At 71.3% G+C, this 16,163-nt stretch carries 17 protein-coding genes and 1 tRNA gene; 11 read left to right on the top strand and 7 right to left on the bottom strand.

Annotated elements, in window-relative coordinates:
- Positions 1 to 102 precede the first annotated feature (102 nt).
- Complete coding sequence (ald, locus tag AC1DV7_RS02740; protein WP_477594345.1) at positions 103 to 1,221, bottom strand: alanine dehydrogenase; 1,119 nt, start codon at positions 1,219 to 1,221, stop codon at positions 103 to 105.
- A gap of 183 nt (positions 1,222 to 1,404) precedes the next feature.
- Here ald and AC1DV7_RS02735 point away from each other — a divergent pair, with 183 nt between their 5' ends.
- Complete coding sequence (locus tag AC1DV7_RS02735; RefSeq protein ID WP_477594343.1) at positions 1,405 to 2,364, top strand: anti-sigma factor RsbA family regulatory protein; 960 nt, start codon at positions 1,405 to 1,407, stop codon at positions 2,362 to 2,364.
- A gap of 60 nt (positions 2,365 to 2,424) precedes the next feature.
- On the opposite strand, the gene AC1DV7_RS02730 is transcribed toward AC1DV7_RS02735, so the two are convergent.
- A complete protein-coding gene (locus AC1DV7_RS02730; protein ID WP_477594341.1) occupies positions 2,425 to 2,610 on the bottom strand; it encodes a hypothetical protein in 186 nt (61 codons plus the stop codon).
- A 186-nt stretch (positions 2,611 to 2,796) separates the two neighbouring features.
- Here AC1DV7_RS02730 and AC1DV7_RS02725 point away from each other — a divergent pair, with 186 nt between their 5' ends.
- Complete coding sequence (locus tag AC1DV7_RS02725) at positions 2,797 to 4,512, top strand: SulP family inorganic anion transporter (RefSeq protein WP_477594340.1); 1,716 nt, start codon at positions 2,797 to 2,799, stop codon at positions 4,510 to 4,512.
- A gap of 99 nt (positions 4,513 to 4,611) precedes the next feature.
- Here AC1DV7_RS02725 and AC1DV7_RS02720 read toward each other — a convergent pair whose 3' ends face one another.
- A complete protein-coding gene (locus tag AC1DV7_RS02720) occupies positions 4,612 to 5,556 on the bottom strand; it encodes a S1C family serine protease (RefSeq protein ID WP_477594338.1) in 945 nt (314 codons plus the stop codon).
- Positions 5,557 to 5,665: 109 nt separating this feature from the next.
- Positions 5,666 to 5,753: transfer RNA gene (locus AC1DV7_RS02715), tRNA-Leu, on the bottom strand.
- Between the two features lie 150 nt (positions 5,754 to 5,903).
- On the opposite strand from AC1DV7_RS02715, the gene AC1DV7_RS02710 reads away from it, so the two are divergent.
- Both AC1DV7_RS02710 and AC1DV7_RS02705 read left to right on the top strand, forming a co-directional pair.
- Positions 5,904 to 7,238, top strand: coding sequence for a M20/M25/M40 family metallo-hydrolase (locus AC1DV7_RS02710; RefSeq protein ID WP_477594336.1), 1,335 nt, complete (start codon positions 5,904 to 5,906; stop codon positions 7,236 to 7,238).
- Positions 7,239 to 7,334: 96 nt separating this feature from the next.
- Entirely contained in the window at positions 7,335 to 8,105 is a 771-nt protein-coding gene (locus tag AC1DV7_RS02705; protein WP_477594334.1) for a hypothetical protein, read from the top strand.
- Between the two features lie 7 nt (positions 8,106 to 8,112).
- On the opposite strand, the gene AC1DV7_RS02700 is transcribed toward AC1DV7_RS02705, so the two are convergent.
- On the bottom strand, positions 8,113 to 8,298 hold the full coding sequence (locus AC1DV7_RS02700; RefSeq protein ID WP_477594332.1) for a DUF5703 family protein: 186 nt from the start codon (positions 8,296 to 8,298) through the stop codon (positions 8,113 to 8,115).
- A 38-nt stretch (positions 8,299 to 8,336) separates the two neighbouring features.
- Here AC1DV7_RS02700 and AC1DV7_RS02695 point away from each other — a divergent pair, with 38 nt between their 5' ends.
- The gene (locus tag AC1DV7_RS02695) at positions 8,337 to 8,663 is read left to right on the top strand and encodes a hypothetical protein (RefSeq protein WP_477594330.1); all 327 of its coding nucleotides are present in this window, start codon (positions 8,337 to 8,339) and stop codon (positions 8,661 to 8,663) included.
- 43 nt (positions 8,664 to 8,706) lie between these two features.
- Here the strand turns inward: AC1DV7_RS02695 and AC1DV7_RS02690 are convergent, their stop codons facing one another.
- On the bottom strand, positions 8,707 to 9,645 hold the full coding sequence (locus tag AC1DV7_RS02690) for an aldo/keto reductase (protein ID WP_477594328.1): 939 nt from the start codon (positions 9,643 to 9,645) through the stop codon (positions 8,707 to 8,709).
- 57 nt (positions 9,646 to 9,702) lie between these two features.
- Here AC1DV7_RS02690 and AC1DV7_RS02685 point away from each other — a divergent pair, with 57 nt between their 5' ends.
- Both AC1DV7_RS02685 and AC1DV7_RS02680 read left to right on the top strand, forming a co-directional pair.
- Positions 9,703 to 10,761, top strand: a complete 1,059-nt coding sequence (locus AC1DV7_RS02685) for an LLM class F420-dependent oxidoreductase (protein WP_477594326.1) — start codon at positions 9,703 to 9,705, stop codon at positions 10,759 to 10,761.
- 52 nt (positions 10,762 to 10,813) lie between these two features.
- The gene (locus AC1DV7_RS02680; RefSeq protein WP_477594324.1) at positions 10,814 to 11,671 is read left to right on the top strand and encodes an undecaprenyl-diphosphate phosphatase; all 858 of its coding nucleotides are present in this window, start codon (positions 10,814 to 10,816) and stop codon (positions 11,669 to 11,671) included.
- Positions 11,672 to 11,698: 27 nt separating this feature from the next.
- Here the strand turns inward: AC1DV7_RS02680 and AC1DV7_RS02675 are convergent, their stop codons facing one another.
- Positions 11,699 to 12,352 carry a TetR/AcrR family transcriptional regulator gene (locus AC1DV7_RS02675; protein WP_477594322.1) on the bottom strand — a complete coding sequence of 218 codons (654 nt, stop codon included), beginning with the start codon at positions 12,350 to 12,352 and terminating at the stop codon, positions 11,699 to 11,701.
- 59 nt (positions 12,353 to 12,411) lie between these two features.
- On the opposite strand from AC1DV7_RS02675, the gene AC1DV7_RS02670 reads away from it, so the two are divergent.
- From AC1DV7_RS02670 to AC1DV7_RS02655, 4 genes are all read left to right on the top strand, one after another.
- Positions 12,412 to 13,287 (top strand): glutamate-cysteine ligase family protein, encoded by an 876-nt coding sequence (locus tag AC1DV7_RS02670; protein WP_477594320.1) that lies wholly within the window; start codon positions 12,412 to 12,414, stop codon positions 13,285 to 13,287.
- Positions 13,284 to 14,255: a glutathione synthase gene (gshB, locus tag AC1DV7_RS02665; protein WP_477594318.1), complete on the top strand. Its 972-nt coding sequence runs from the start codon at positions 13,284 to 13,286 to the stop codon at positions 14,253 to 14,255. The genes AC1DV7_RS02670 and gshB overlap by 4 nt, the downstream gene beginning before the upstream one ends.
- Positions 14,252 to 14,650: an MAPEG family protein gene (locus tag AC1DV7_RS02660; protein WP_477594316.1), complete on the top strand. Its 399-nt coding sequence runs from the start codon at positions 14,252 to 14,254 to the stop codon at positions 14,648 to 14,650. Before gshB ends, AC1DV7_RS02660 begins: the two co-directional genes overlap by 4 nt.
- Before the next feature lie 105 nt (positions 14,651 to 14,755).
- Entirely contained in the window at positions 14,756 to 16,129 is a 1,374-nt protein-coding gene (locus tag AC1DV7_RS02655) for an NAD(P)-binding protein (RefSeq protein ID WP_477594314.1), read from the top strand.
- The last annotated feature ends 34 nt before the right edge of the window (positions 16,130 to 16,163 follow it).

Raw genomic sequence — 16,163 nt, 5'->3', positions numbered from 1 at the left:
GACCCCACGCTAGCCGGGCGCGCTGACAGTGCAGCGCGTCGATCCGGTCGGCCGGGACCGAACCTTCGGGTCCGGCGGCAGGGTTCGGTCCCAAGGCGGCCGTCAGCCGGCGAGCACCGTCGCGACGTCGACGGACTCGAACCCGTGCGCCTCGGCGACCGGCGCGTAGGTGACGTGGCCGTCGTGGGTGTTGAGCCCCAGGCTGAGCGGCTTCGACCCGGCGAGGGCACCACGCCAGCCCTGGTCGGCGAGGGCAACGGCATACGGCAGGGTGACGTTGGTCAGGGCATAGGTGCTGGTGTGCGGCACCGCGCCGGGCATGTTCGCGACGCAGTAGAAGACCGAGTTGTGGACCTGGTACGTCGGGTCGGCATGGGTCGTGGGACGCGAGTCCTCGAAGCAGCCACCCTGGTCGATGGAGATGTCGACGAGCACCGAGCCCGGCCGCATCCTCGAGACCTGCTCGTTCGTCACCAGCTTGGGGGCCTTGGCGCCCGGGACGAGGACTGCTCCGATGACCAGGTCGGCGTCCTCGATCGCCCGCTCGATCTCGTAGGTGTTGGACGCAACGGTCTGGCAGTGGCCCTGGTAGATGGCGTCCGCGTGCCGCAGCTTGGCGATGTCGCGGTCGAGCAGGAGCACCTCGGCCTGCATGCCCAGCGCGATCGCCGCTGCGTTCATGCCGGAGACGCCTGCCCCGATGACGACGACCTTGGCGGCGTAGACCCCGCTCACCCCGCCCATGAGCACGCCGCGACCGCCCTGCGCGCGCATCAGCGTCTGGGCGCCGACCTGGGGCGCGAGCCGGCCGGCGACCTCGGACATCGGGGCCAGCAGGGGCAGGGAACGGTCGGGCAGCTCGACCGTCTCGTAGGCGATGCCCGTGACCTTGCGCTTCACGAGCTCCTCGGTGAGCGGCTTGTCGGCCGCCAGGTGCAGGTAGGTGAAGAGCGTCTGGCCCTCGCGCATGCGGTGGTACTCCGGCTCGATGGGCTCCTTCACCTTGAGGATGAGGTCGCCGGTGCCCCAGACGTCGTCGGCGGTGTCCAGGATGGTGGCGCCGGCCGCCGTGTAGTCCTCGTCGAGGATCGAGGAGCCGACTCCGGCGTCCTTCTCGACGAACACCTCGTGGCCGTGGACGACGAGCTCGTGAACGCCGGACGGGGTGATGGCCACCCGGTACTCGTGGTTCTTGACCTCGCGCGGGATGCCGACCTTCATCAATGCCTCCAGGGTTCAGTGGTCCTCGAACAATGTCGGACTTGGTGCCACCTGCCAACCACCCGTTTCGAGGAATCTGCCTCGAAGCAGGAGATTTTGGCCCGAAGCGCGGTGCCCGGGCGTAACGTTGCTGGCGTCCGGGGCGGCTGTACCCCGGCTGGGTGTTTCCGGAGACCGTGTGCGATGACCACCACCAGCCCTTCCACGAGGTCGGTCGAGCGCGCCCCCGAGCACTACCGCCACGACGTCATGTTGTGGTCGGACGTCGACGACTTCGTCGAGCGGACGGTCCAGTTCGTCCGCGACGGCCTGGACAGTGGCCAGCCGGTCATGGTGGCCGTGCCGAAGGCCCGGCTGGCCCGGGTCGCGCAGGCGCTGGGTCCCGACGCGGACGCGGTCGTCCTGGCGGACATGGAGGCGGTGGGGTCGAACCCCGCACGCATCATCGCCGCGTGGGCCGAGTTCCTGAACGCCGCCGCTGGTCGCCCAGCCCGCGGCGTCGGGGAACCGCTGTGGGCCGGCCGCCGCGACGCCGAGGTGGAGGAGTGCCAGCTCCACGAGTCGCTGCTCAACGCGGCGGTACCGGCCGACACGCCCTTCTGGCTTCGCTGCCCGTACGAGGTCGGCGCGCTGCCGGCGGCCGTCATCGAGGAGTCCATCCGCACCCACCCGTGGGTCGCGGACGACCACGGGTCGTCGGAGGCGAACCCGGCCTTCGTCGACGAGGGCGCGGGTCACGCCTTCGCCGCGCTCCTGTCCGAGCCGCCCGGGTCCCACGTCGTTCGGACGATCACCAGCGCCTCGCTCCGGTCGGTCCGCGACCTCGCCCTCCACGTCGCCCGCGTGTGCGGCGTCGACGAGAGCCGCGCCGTCGACCTCGGGCTGGCCCTGCACGAGCTGGGGGTCAACACCCTCGTGCACGGCGGCGGGGGTGGCACGCTGCGGCTGTGGCGCACCACCGACGCGCTGGTCTGCGAGGTGGTCGACGAAGGCGTCGTCACCGACCCGCTCACCGGGCGCTTCGCACCGGACATGGAGGAGTCCGACGGCCGCGGCCTGTGGATGGTCAACCAGCTGTGCGACCTCGTGCAGTTGCGGTCCTCGGAGACGGGGACGACCGTCCGCGTGCACACCTGGCTGTAGCCGAAGCGCCTCACGCCGCGGCGCCCGCGGTCCGGTGGGTCGCGGGCGGGGCAGGGGGTGTCAGGGGGCGATGGTTCCCGAGTGCAGCAGCGCGCCGATCAGGGCCATGCGCCACGGCAGCGGAGGCTGCGCGGGGGTCCGGCACGAGGCGCCGCCGCACTGGCACACCCAGATCCAGCCACGCGCCCCGCGCAGGACGCGGGGGTGGTGGCTGGTGGTGTGGTGGTATGCCGTGGCTGTGCTCACGAGTCGAAGGTAGGTCCGCATGGTGGACAGCCGCCGGGAGACGCGCCGGGGGTCGTCCGACCTCGGGTCGGGTTTGGCCCGAACGGGTGACCCCTCGCTCAGGAGGACGACCCGCGGACGGGACCAAGGACCCCGCGACGAACGCCGGCATCGGGAGGACGCTGGGGGGGTGAGGTCGCGCCGCAGGTGACGCCCCGGCCGCGCGCAGGCGTCCAGGGTCGCTGGGAGCGGCTGGCTCCCGGTTGGTTCGTGCTGCGCCGCTACCAGCGTGGTTGGCTGCGCGGGGACGTGGTCGCGGGGGTCACCGTCACGGCCTACCTCGTCCCGCAGGTCATGGCGTATGCCGAGGTGGCGAGGCTCCCGGCCGTCGTCGGCCTCTGGGCCTGCGTCGGCGCGCTGCTCGTCTACTCCGTCCTCGGGTCCTCGCCGCAGCTGTCGGTGGGGCCGGAGTCCACCACCGCCCTCATGACGGCCACCGCACTGGGGGGCATCGCGTCGACGCAGCCCGAGCGCCACGCGACGCTGGCCGCGGTCCTCGCGGGAGTGGTCGGTCTGGTGTGCCTGGTCGGGTGGCTCGTCAGGCTCGGCTTCCTCGCGGAGCTGCTGTCCCGACCGGTCCTGGTGGGCTACATGAGTGGCGTGGCGCTCCTCATGGTGGTGAGCCAGCTCGGGAAGCTCACCGGCCTGTCCGTCGAGGGCGAGACGTCTGTGGACGATGTCGTCTTCGTGGCACGGCACCTGGGGGAGCTTGAGCCGGCCACGGTGGTCGTCGGCATGACCGTCCTGACCTTCCTGCTCGTCGCCAGCAGGTTCTACCCCCGGGCGCCCGTGCCGCTCCTGGGCATGCTGCTCGCGGCGGCCGCAGTCGCCCTGCTGGACCTGCAGCGCCGCGGCGTGACGGTCGTGGGGCCCATCCCGCGCGAGCTCCCGCCGCTGCAGTTCGCGGGCGTTTCGCCCTCGGACCTGCGCGAGCTCCTCCCGGCAGCCCTGGGCATCGCCATCGTCGCCTTCTCCGACAACGTGCTCACGGCGCGCGCCTTCGAGGCCAGGCACACCAGCGTGCTGGACAACAACCAGGAGCTGCTGGCACTGGGCGTGGCCAACCTCGCGTCCGGTGCGGTGCACGGCTTCCCCGTGAGCAGCAGTGGGAGCCGGACGGCCATCGGCGATGCCATGGGCAGCCGCACCCAGTTGTACTCGCTCGTCGCGCTGGGCACCGTGGTCGTCTCGATCCTGTTCCTCGGACCCGTGCTCGCGGCGTTCCCCAGTGCTGCCCTCGGCGCCGTCGTCGTGTATGCCGCCCTCCGGCTCATCGACGTCCCCGAGCTCAGGCGGATCGGCGCCTTCCGGCGCACCGAGCTGGCCCTGGCGCTGGGCACGACCGTGGCCGTCCTCGCCCTGGGTGCCCTCCAGGGCGTCCTCATCGCCGTGGCCCTGTCGGTGCTGGACCTGCTCCACCGGGTCACCCGACCACACGACGGCATCCTCGGGTACGTCCACGGGCTGGCGGGCATGCACGACGTGGACGACTACCCGCAGGCCGAGCAGGTCCCGGGGCTGGTGGTCTACCGGTACGACTCACCGTTGTTCTTCGCCAACTCCGAGGACTTCATCCAGCGCGCCCTCGGGGCCATCGACTCGTCACCGACGCCCGCGAAGTGGTTCCTGCTCAACGCCGAGGCGAACGTCGGGGTCGACCTCACGGCCGCCGACACCCTCGAGTCACTGCGGCAGGAGGTGGAGCGGCGCGGCATCGTCTTCGCGATGGCTCGGGTCAAGCAGGACCTGCGGGACGACCTCCAGCGCGTGGGGTTCGTGGAACAGGTGGGGGAGTCACGCATCTTCATGACGTTGCCGACCGCGGTGGAGGCCTTCCGTGCCTGGACCGCCCAGGATGGATGACCGTCGCGGGCCCACGGCTGAGCCTTGCGGAACCAGTCCTGGTCACGGGTAGGACCACGATGAGCGGGAGCAGGACGCTCAATCAGGTAGCCGACGGCTTCAGTCCGTCAGCTCGCTCGGCAGGACCACTGCGTCGACCAGTGCTCCGTTGCGGATGACCGTCACCTCCATCCGCTGGCCGATCGCCTCGGAGAACAGCCGCTTCTGCAGCGACTGCGCGTCACCGAGTGGGGCGCCGTCGATCGCCAGCACCAGGTCGCCGGCCAGCAAGCCGCCTTGGGCGGCCGGGCTCCGCTCGACGACCTCGACCACCCGCAACGCTCCGCGTTGGCCGTACCGGTCGGCCTGGGCCGGCGTCAGTCGTGCCGGGGTGCTCACGAGACCGAGGTACGCCCGCCGCACCCGCCCGTCGTGCATCAGCGCGTAGATGATCCGGTGGGTCGTCGCGTTGATGGGGACCGCCAGCCCCAGGCCCACCCCTGCGACCGCCGTGTTGATCCCGACGACGCGACCGCGGCTGTCGGCCAGGGCGCCGCCGGAGTTGCCCGGGTTGAGCGCCGCGTCCGTCTGGATCACGTCCTCGATGAGGCGCGCCGTCGTCCTGGTGCGAACCGGCATGCTGCGTCCGAGCGCGCTCACGACGCCGGCCGTCACCGTGCCCGAGAGGCCCAGCGGGTTGCCGACGGCCACCACGAGCGACCCGACGAGCAGCGAGCTGGCGTCGCCGTATTCGGGCGGCGCCGGGACCTGGCCGTGGGCGCGGATGACGGCGATGTCGGACAACGGATCACGGCCGACGACGTCGAAACGGGCGACGGTGCCGTCGGCGAACTCCGCGGTGCCACCGTCCGCACTGCCGACGACGTGGGCATTGGTGACGAGGTGCGACTCACCGGTCAGGACCACCGCCGACCCCGTGGACTCGCCGCGGCGCGACCTGGTCCGAAGCGCGGCGACCTTCGGCGTCAGGTGTGCCGCGACGGACGTGACTATGGCCGAATAGGCATCCAGGGCGGCCCGCTCGGCTGCCGGGTCAGTGCTCACGGTGGTGTCAACGAGTGGTGGGCACGGTCGGATTCCGGGGTTCACCGTGGGCGCAACGACACGGACACGAGAAGGACCCTCCGACCAACCTGGAGGGTCCTTCTTCGCGTGGTGTCCGGAGGGGGACTTGAACCCCCACGCCCGATAAAGGGCACTAGCACCTCAAGCTAGCGCGTCTGCCATTCCGCCACCCGGACAAGGTGTGTCGCAGGCCCTCTGGGAAGCGCCTGCTGCGACCCGGAACGATAGCACGCAGGGTGGCTCAACTCCCAAACGGCCCAGCCCCCAACGGAACCCGCCAGCGGGCGAGCCACACGGCATACGGGGGCGCGCCTAGTCTGGGGAACATGACCTCCGCCACGCCCGCCCCAACCACCCCCGCCGACGAGGTCGTCCGGATCTGCCAGGAGCTGATCCGGATCGACTCGACGAACTTCGGTGACGGCAGCGGGCCGGGGGAGCGCGCTGCGGCCGACTACGTCGTCGCCCAGCTGCGCGAGGTGGGCCTCGAGCCCACCGTCGTGGAGTCCGACCCGGGTCGGACCAGCGTCGTCGTCAGGGTCGAGGGGGAGGACCGCGACCGTCCGGCCCTGTGCATCCACGGACACCTCGACGTCGTGCCGGCGAACGCCGCCGACTGGCAGGTGGACCCGTTCTCCGGCCTCGAGCAGGACGGCTGCATCTGGGGTCGCGGGGCCGTGGACATGAAGGACATGGACGCGATGATCCTGGCCTGCGTCCGCGACCTCGCCCGCACGGGCACCAAGCCCCCTCGCGACGTCGTGTTCGCCTTCTTCGCGGACGAGGAGGCCGGAGGCGTCAAGGGGAGCCACTACGTCGTCGACCACCACCCGGAGCTGTTCGAGGGGGTCACCGAGGCGGTCAGCGAGGTCGGAGGCTACTCCGTCACCGTCCCCACCAAGGAGGGCGGCCAGACCCGCGCCTACCTCGTCCAGACCGCCGAGAAGGGGATCCTCTGGCTGCGGCTGGTGGCCACCGGCCGGGCCGGTCACGGCTCGGTGCCCAACGACGAGAACGCACTGGTGCGACTGGCGGAGGCGATCAGCCGGATCGACGCCCACAAGTGGCCGCGGGAGTACCTCGCCTCGGTTCGCGAGCTCCTTGACGGGTTGAGCGACCTCACGGGCACGAGCTGGTCGGACGAGGACCTCGAGGACCTGCTGGACCACCTCGGTGGGGCCCAGGGGTTCGTGCGCGGCACCCTGCAGGACACCGCCAACTTCACGATGGCCGAGGCGGGCTACAAGCACAACGTGATCCCGCAGACCGCCTGTGCCTCCCTCGACGCCCGCTTCCTGCCGGGCCACGACGAGGACTTGCTGGCCACCATCCGGGAGCTGGCCGGTGAGCACGTCCGCGTCGAGGTCGTCCACCAGGACATCGCCCTCGACGCGCCCTTCGAGGGCCCTCTGGTGGACGCGATGAAGGCCGCGCTGCTCGCCGAGGACCCCGACGCCGAGGTGCTGCCGTACTGCCTGTCCGGCGGGACCGACAACAAGGCGCTGAGCCGACTCGGCATCACGGGATACGGCTTCGCACCGCTGAAGCTGCCGGCCGACCTCGACTTCGCGCCGATGTTCCACGGCATCGACGAGCGCGTGCCGGTGTCGTCGCTGCGCTTCGGCGCCACGGTGCTGGCCCGGTTCATCGCCACCTGCTGAGGCCGGCGACAACCCAGCCGTAGCCCCGTGGGGTCGCGCCTCGTTGTCAGGGGGAAGTGGTCGACGTGGTCACCACCCTGCGCCGAGGAGACATCGATGTCCGCTCTTTCCACCCACCCCACAGCCAGGGTCGCGGCCCGCGCGGCGGCGGTCATCCTGATCGGGATGGGAGTCGTGGTCGCCGCAGGCGCCCAGTCCGACGCCCTGGGCCTGCCGGACCCCGGAACGCCCCTGGTGGGGGTGACGACCCCGGTCACCGACACGCTGGACGCGGTCACCCGGCCCCTCACCGGCAGTCCAGCGCCAGCTCCAGCGCCCGTTCCTGCGCCGGCGCCCGCTCAGGCCCCCAACTCGTCGTCGCGAGGGAACGCCGCTCCCGCCCGCTCGGGTCCGGCGCCGACGGGCAGCCCCGCCGCTGAGCAGCAGTCGCCCTCGGCTCGGGCGAGCGCAGGGGGCGACGACCTGGTCGCCGCCGACGCCGACATCGACGGGCTCCTCGGCCTGTGCGTCCGCCTGCCGAGCGACGGCACGCGCCCCAAGGCGGACCTGGTCGTCCTCGACCGCGACGTCCTCGCAGCCCTCGCGATGGCCGGTGTCCCCGTTCGCGAGGCCGTCGAGCCGTGCCCGGCCGGTCTGGGTTCACCGAGCGGGACGAACCCCGGTGCCACCGGCGCGTCGTCGACGACCCAGGCCGCCCGTGCTGCAGCCCCGAACGCAGACCCGGGCGCGGACACCTTCAACGGCCGGCTGGCGTTCACCGGCGCCGAGGTGGTGCAGACGTCGGTCCTGGCCGCCGGGTTGCTGTGGCTCGGTGGGGTGCTGATGCTCACGTCACGCCGCCTGGCCCTGGTCGAGCGCGCGCTCTGAGCTGCCGTCAGCTGGCCCGTGGGACCCGGATGATCTTGCGCCGCAACCAGGTCCGTTGGCTGCCCCCGAGGTAGATCCGGGTGCGGTGCAGCTCCCAGTGTCCGTACTCGGCATGATCAGCCAGCGTCCGGCGGATGTCCGAACGCGAAACGTCTCGCGCGAAGCTCAGCACGCGGTACTCGTACTCAACCATCCACGCCATTTTGACGCAGAACCCGCTACGGTCGGCACATGACCGCTGACCCGCGTGGCGCGCTGGCCAACCTCATGAGCGCGTTCGAGCGCCACCTGGAGGCTTCGTCGTCCAAGCGTGGGGAGGACGACCCGACCGTGATCGCGGCCTATGACGACCTCGCTGACGCGTTCGCCGAGTACGACGACGCCCTCCTGCAGGCCTACGGCGAGATGACCCCGCTGGACATCTACGACGGCGAGGGTGACGAGGACGACGACGAGGACGACGACGAGCTCGACGACCACTCCGACGAGGACCGCGACGGCAGTGGCGTCTACTCGGGCCTGGACGACGACTACGAAGAGGACGACGACGACACCTGAGCGGGCCGCACCCCCGGCACCCCCGAGGGGTCGGGCAGTCCGGTCAGGCAGAGACCTCGTCGAGGGCCGCGACCAGCTCGTCAGGCAGCTCCAGCGACTCGCTGGCGAGTGAGGTGCGCAGCTGAGCGGTCGTGCGGGCCCCCACCACGGGCGCGACGACGCCGGGCCGGTCGCGCACCCAGGCCAGCGCCACCTCGGACGGCGTGACGTCCAGGCCCTTGGCCGCGATGGCGAGCGCCTCGACGATGTTGGTGCTGCGGTCGTCGAGGTAGCGAGCCGTGAACCGCGGGAAGTCGCGGGAGGCGGCCCGGGAGTCCGCGGGCACGCCGTGGCGGTACTTCCCCGTCAGGACACCCCGGCCCAGCGGCGACCACGGGAGCAACCCGAAGCCGAGCGCCTGGGCGGCCGCGAGCAGGTCAGGTTCAGCGGTCCGGTTGACCAGCGAGTACTCGATCTCGTTGGCCACCAACGGAACTCGCGCCTGCTCGAGCAGCGAGAGGGCCCGGGTCGTCTGCCAGCCGCTGAAGTTCGAGACGCCGACGTAGCGCGCCCTCCCCGTGGCGACGGCCCACTCCAGGGCCGACAGCGTCTCGGTGAGCGGCGCCTCGTCGGACCACGTGTGCACCAGCCACAGGTCGACGTGATCGGACCCGAGGCGCTCGAGCGAGGTGTCGAGCTGGCTGAGCAGGCTGTGCCGGGAGGTGTCCACCACTCGCTGTCCCGAACGCCGCGAGATCCCCGACTTCGTGCAGATCACGATGTCCTCGCGCGACACCTCCGAGTCGATGAGCCGGCCGATGATCTCCTCGGCGGCACCGTCGGAGTAGCCGTGTGCCGTGTCGACGAGGGTGCCGCCGGCGTCGACGAAGGTGCGCAGCTGCTCGCGCGCGCCCTCCTCGTCGGTGCTGCGACCCCAGGTCATCGTGCCAAGGGCGAGTCGGGAGACGGACAGCCCTGAGGTCCCCATTCTTCTGCGGCGCATGCCTCCGTACCGTAGTCGTCCCGCCCGGGTCCACGTGGGCGGGATAGCCTGCGGCGCATGGAACTGGGCGTGAACCTCGGCTACTTCGGCATGGGCGTCGACCGTGACAACGTCGCGGTGGCGCAGGAGGCAGACCGCCTGGGGTATGCGGTGGCGTGGGCGGCGGAGGCCTACGGCTCGGACGTGCCGACGGTGCTGTCGTGGATCGGCGCGCTGACCGAGCGGATCGGGCTGGGAGCCGCGGTCATGCAGATCCCGGGTCGCACGCCCGCGATGACCGCCATGACTGCGGCAACGCTCGACACCCTTTCTGGCGGGCGGTTCCGTCTCGGCCTCGGGGTGAGTGGCCCCCAGGTGAGCGAGGGGTGGCACGGGGTGCGGTTCGCGTCGCCCCTGGGCCGCACCCGCGAGTACGTCGACATCGTCCGGATGGCGATGCACCGGGAGACCGTGGCGTATGCCGGCAAGCACTTCACGCTGCCCCTCCCGGACGGTCCGGGCAAGGCCCTCAAGCTCACCGTCCACCCGCCGCGCCAGGACGTCCCGATCTACCTTGCAGCCGTGGGCCCGAAGAACCTCGAGCTGGCCGGCGAGATCGCCGACGGCTGGCACGCGATCTTCTTCAGCCCGGAGCACTCGACAGGGTTGGTCGAGTCGGTCGTTGCAGGACGCCGCCGCGGCGGCCACGGGACGCCCGACGACCCGCTGGCGGGTTTCGACATCGCACCGTCCGTGCCGGTCGTCATCGCCGACGACGTCGAGGCCGCGGCCGACCTGATCCGTCCCTACGCCGCCCTCTACATCGGTGGCATGGGGTCGCGCGAGCAGAACTTCTACAACCAGCTCGCGATCCGCATGGGGTTCGAGGAGGCCGCCGCCGAGGTGCAGGACCTCTTCCTCGCCAGGAAGCACCGTGACGCCGCCGCGGCCGTGCCGTTCCAGTTCATCGACGACACCGCGCTGATCGGTCCGCGGGACCGGATCCGCGACCGCCTGCAGCGCTATGCCGAGGCGGGGGTCGGCACGCTGTCCGTCGCGCCCTTCGCGGGCGGCCTCGAGGACCGCCTGCAGGTCGTGCGCACGATGGCGGAGGTCATGGGGGAGACTGGCCCCTGACCCGGACCGCCCGCACCGCATCCTCCCTCCCGAACCGAAAGCGCCCCTCGCCTTGAGCCTGAGCTACCTCGACGCACTGATCCTCGGCATCGTGGAGGGACTCACCGAGTTCCTGCCCGTGTCCTCCACCGGTCACCTGACCATCACGGAGAAGATGCTCGGCCTCAAGGTCGACGACCCCGGCGTCACGGCCTACACGGCCGTCATCCAGCTGGGGGCCATCCTGGCCACGCTGATCTACTTCCGGTCCGACATCCTGCGGCTGCTCAAGGCCTGGTTCGCCGGTCTCGCCAGCGCCGAGCAGCGCGGCCACCACGACTACCAGCTGGCGTGGGCGGTCATCGTCGGCTCCCTCCCGGTGGGAGTCGTCGGCTTCGCGGCCCGTGACCTGATCAGCGGGCCGCTGCGCAGCCTGTGGGTCGTGGCGGGCGCGCTCGTGCTGTGGAGCGTCGTGATGTGGCTCGCCGAGAGCCGGCACTCCGCACTGGCCGCCCGCGGCGAGGAGCGCGGCGAGGGTCAGGTCACGCTGCGCGACGGCCTCGTCATCGGCCTCGTGCAGTGCCTCAGCCTCGTGCCCGGTGTCTCCCGGTCCGGAGCCACCATCTCGGCCGGGCTCTTCCGCGGCATCGACCGCGTCACCGCGACGAGGCTCAGCTTCTTCATGGCGATCCCCGCCCTCACCGCAGCCGGCTTCTTCGAGATGGCCAGCGAGTCCAGCCACCTCGAGCTGCTCGGGGTGGGTCCGATCATCGTCGGTGTCATCGTCTCGTTCGTCGTGGCCTACGCCTCGATCGCGTGGTTGCTGAAGTTCGTCAGCAGCAACAAGATCACGGCCTTCGTCTGGTACCGGGTCGCACTGGGCCTGGTGCTCTTCGGCCTGCTGGGCGCAGGGGTCATGACGGCCACCTGACGCCGACACCGTCACCGTGCGGGCAGCTCAGTCGTCGCGGTCTCCGAGGAGCTGCTGCGTGGCAGTCGACAGAACCCACTCGTGGTACCGCCGCTGGCTCCAGCGACGCATCCGCCGCATCGTGCGGAAGACGCCCGGGGACGTGAGGGTGTACATGATGTCGGCCGCGTCCGCGACGGTCATGCCCGTTCGCAGCTCACCCCGCTCGTGGAAGCGTTGTGCCAGCCTGACGTTCAGCTCGTAGGCAGCCTGGTTGCCCCGGGTGACCATGCGCTCCAGGCCGGGGTCGACACCGGGCACCGAGTCGCCCATGAGGATCAGGTCACCGGCCCGGTTCATGAGGTCGGTGGCCCCCTTGAGGTGCGCGGCCAGCGCCTCCCGAGGGTCGGCCAGCTCACGAGCGGCTACCGCCTCGGGGCGGTCCGCGGCGCGCACCCGGGACTCGTCGCCCATCGTGAGCATCGCGATCGTGTGCCGCAGCAGGCCGAGCTTGCTGCCGAAGCTGTCGTAGAGGGTCCGCTCGCCGACCCCTGCGAGGTCGGCCACGTCCTTGAGGGTCGTGCCCTGGAACCCACGCTGGACGAAGAGCTCGAGCGCTGCCGCCCGGATGCGCGCCCGCGTCTCGTCGGCCGCCGCCGTGCGGGCGGGCGAGCGATATTGCCTCTTGACACGTTCCTCCACGAGGGTCACTCTAGCGGTAATTGATCGCAGTGCAACTGCGGTGAAATGGAGAAGGACCCATGAGGGACGCAGTGATCCGGGCATTCAGCCCGGGAGGACACCGCAGGATCGGTGTCGAGCTCGAGATGCACGTCGCGGGGACGCCCCGCCTGGGGAGCGAGCTCTGCGAGCGGGGGCACCCGACATACGAGCCGGGCGGGCAGCTCGAGCTGAGCCTGCCGCCGCAGGCGTCGGTCCGGGCCCTGCTCCGCGAGGTGGACTGGTGTCTCGCCGCCGTCGCCGAGACCAGCTCGCTCGCCCTGACCGGCGTCGACCCCTGGCGTTCCCTGGCGCAGGTGCCTCTCGCCCTCGCGACGCCGCGCTACCTGGCGATGCAGGAGCTCTTCGACCGGGACGGCGACTCCGGGCGGCGGATGATGCGCCTCACCGCGTCGTTGCAGGTCTGCGTCGACCTCCTGCCCGGCCGCGCAGGGCGCGAGCAGTGGCTGGTCGCGAACCTGGCGGGACCTCCCCTGGTCGCGGCCTTCGGGGGCTCCCGGGAGCGCACCCGCATCTGGCAGGGGATCGACCCGGCCAGGACCGGCTACGACGGCCGCCACCTCGACGTGCAGGACCCCATCGGTGCGTATGCCGCATTCGCCGGCGCCGCGGAGCGGCTTGCGATCCCGGAGGCGCAGGACGACCGGTACCACCTCGGCACGATCTTCCCGCCGGTCCGGCCGCGAGGTGGCTACCTCGAGCTGCGCTACCTGGACTCCCAGCGGCCGACGGCCGAGCTGCTGGGCAGCATCTGGGCACTGCTGTACGACGAGCGGCTGCGACGCGCCGCCCTCGAGCTGCTGCTGCCCACCCTCCCGACGTACGGGGACCAGTGGCAGTCCGCGGACCCGGCCGCACTGCTGGGACTGCTCGACGCCCGGGAGGTGGCGGCATGAGGACCGTCTTCGTCGTCGACCCCCTCGACGGGCTGGACGCATCCCTGGACACCAGCATCGGGCTCATGCACGCGGCGCAGGACCTCGGAGCCGAGGTGTGGGCCACGGAGGCGAGGAACCTCGAGATCGTCGGTGGTCGAGCAGTCGCGCGGGCGCGGGCCCTGAAGCTGGCGCCCTCCACGCCGGCGGCGGGGTGCCGTTGGACGGTGCCGGACCCTTGGTACGACGCGGGACCCGAGGAGCAGCTGCGGCTGGAGGACGTCGACGCGGTCTTCATGCGCCTCGAGCCCCCTGTCGACCTGGACTTCCTGGCGGCGACGTACGTGCTCGACCACGTCGACGCCAGTGGGACGGCGATGGTCAACGCGCCCGGTGGGCTGCGGGCCTGCAGCGAGCACCTGCTCGGGCTGTCGTTCCCCGACCTGGTGCCGGCGACCGTGGTGACGGCCCACGCCGAGACGCTCTGCTCGTTCCTGGCCGAGCACGAGCGGGTCGTCGTCAAGCCGGTGGACGGCTTCAGCGGACGAGGCGTCCTCATCCTGACCCAGGGTGACCCCAACCTCGCCTCGATCATCGAGATGTCGACCGTCGGCGGCACCCGGACGGTGGTCGCCCAGCCCTACCTCCCGCAGGTGGAGGCCGGCAACAAGCGGATCTACGTGCTGGACGGCGTCGCCGTCGGCGCGAGCATCCGGCACCCGGTGCCGGGGGACTTCCGCATCGTCAGCCCTGACGGGCCCGCCGACCTCACGGACCGTGACCTGCAGATCGTCGACCGGCTCGCTCCCACCCTGCGCGCCCACGGCTTGCGGTGCGTCGGGCTCGACGTCATCGGCGACCGCCTCATCGAGGTCAACGTGACCTCGCCCGGGGCGCTGCGCAAGGCCGACGCCCTGTTGGGCACGACCTACTGCGCCGACCTGGTCTCGCACGTCCTCACCCACACCACCTGGAAGGCACCGACATGACCACAGCCATCGTCTGCTCCAGCATCCTGGCCGCGTCGATCTTCGTCCTCGGCTTCAACGTCTCGCTCAACCGCGGTTACGCGGCCAAGCGGGGCGGGAGCCAGATGCCCACGGACCCCGCGGATCCGCTCCTCATCGCGCAACGCGCACACGGCAACGCGACGGAGTACGTACCCACCCTCATTGCCCTGTTCCTCCTCGTCGGGTGGCTGGCGCCGGGACCCTGGACCGCTGGGCTGGTCGTCGCCGCGACGGCGTCCCGCCTGCTGCATGCCGCCTCGATGCTCCGGTCCACGACGCTCGCCGCGGAGTCCTCGCCGCGGATGACCGGCGCCATGGGGACCTACGCGTTCGGGCTCGCACTGGCCGTGACGGCGGGGGTGGCGGCGTTCTAGCGGAGGTCCGCCGGCAGCTCGGCTGATCCGCCGGATTGGGGAGGTCGTGGTCGGCCACGGGGGGCATGCTGACCGCATGGGACCGATCACCAGCGTGTCCGTCTGATGCGCACTGTCGACGCCGACTACCTCGTGGTGGGTGCGGGGGCGATGGGCATGGCGTTCACCGACGCGCTCACCGACCACGCCGACGTCCGGGTGGCCCTCGTGGACCGACGCCACGGCGTCAGCGGTCACTGGCTCGAGGCCTACCCCTTCGTTCGCCTGCACCAGGCGTCCGCGTTCTACGGGGTGGCCTCGACGCTGCTCGGGGGCGGTCAGCTGCAACAGCGGGGGCCGGAGCAGGGCCTGCAGGAGAGGGCCACGCAGTCGGAGGTCTGTGCCTACTACGCCCGGGTCCTCGACCGGATGGTGGAGTCGGGCAAGGGCGAGTTCTTCCCCAACAGTGAGTACCTCGGCGACCGGACCGTCGTCTCGCGCATCTCGGGAGAGCGGTTCGAGGTGCCCGAGAGGTGCCGCATCGTCGACGCGCACTACCTGGCCCCCAGCATCCCTGCCGAGAAGCCGCCCCCCTTCGACGTCTCCGACGACGCCACGGTGCTGCCCGTCAACGCCCTGGCCCGCCTCGACCAGGCGCCGAGCCAGTACGTCGTCGTCGGGGCTGGGAAGACCGCGACCGATGCCTGCATCTGGCTGCTCTCGCGCGGTGTCGACCCGGGTGCGATCTGCTGGGTCAGGGCCCGCGACCCGTGGATGATCAACCGCGCGGTGGTGCAACCGAACCCCGCGGTCTTCCTGGGCATGGCAGCCGACACGATGAAGGCAGCGCAGGACGCCACCTCCGTCGAGGACCTGTTCCTGCGTCTCGAGGAGCTCGGCATCATGCTGCGCGTCGACCGCACCGTCATGCCGACGATGGCCAAGGCGCCCACCCTGGCCACGTGGGAGCTCGAGCAGCTCCGCACCCTGGAGAACGTCGTCCGACGGGGACACATCGAGTCAGTGAGCCGGGGAAAGCTCACGTTCGAGGACGGGTCGGTCGCCGTGGCGGACGATGCGGTGGTCGTGCACTGCGCGGCGGATGGCCTGAAGTACCCGCCGCTGGTCCCCGTGTGGCGTCCGGAGGCGATCACCCTGCAGGCGATCAGGGCGGGGTTCCCGTGCTTCGGGGCGGCGCTGGTCGGTTACGTCGAGGCAACCCGCGACGACGACGAGTACAAGAACCGGCTCTGCCCGCCGTCGAACTACGGCAACTCGATGGCGCAGTGGGCGGGGATGAACGTCCTTGGCACCCGGGCCGCCATGTCGTTCATGTCCGAGAGCGACATCAGGGACTGGTCCAGCCAGGTGGCCCTCAACCCGGCGCGGATCCCGCCCGGGCACCCCGAGTCCGCGGCACTGGACGACGCCCGCCAACGGCTGGCAACCCACACCGGCCCCGGGGTCGCGGCGCTGGCCCGGCTCGCCGGCATGGGGTGAGGGGACGCCCACTCCCGCTGCCGGTCTCACCCCA

The sequence above is a fragment of the Pedococcus sp. P2_E4 genome, from assembly GCF_056403935.1.
Note: the sequence above shows the minus strand (reverse complement) of the source record. Positions and strands in the feature narration are given on the sequence as shown.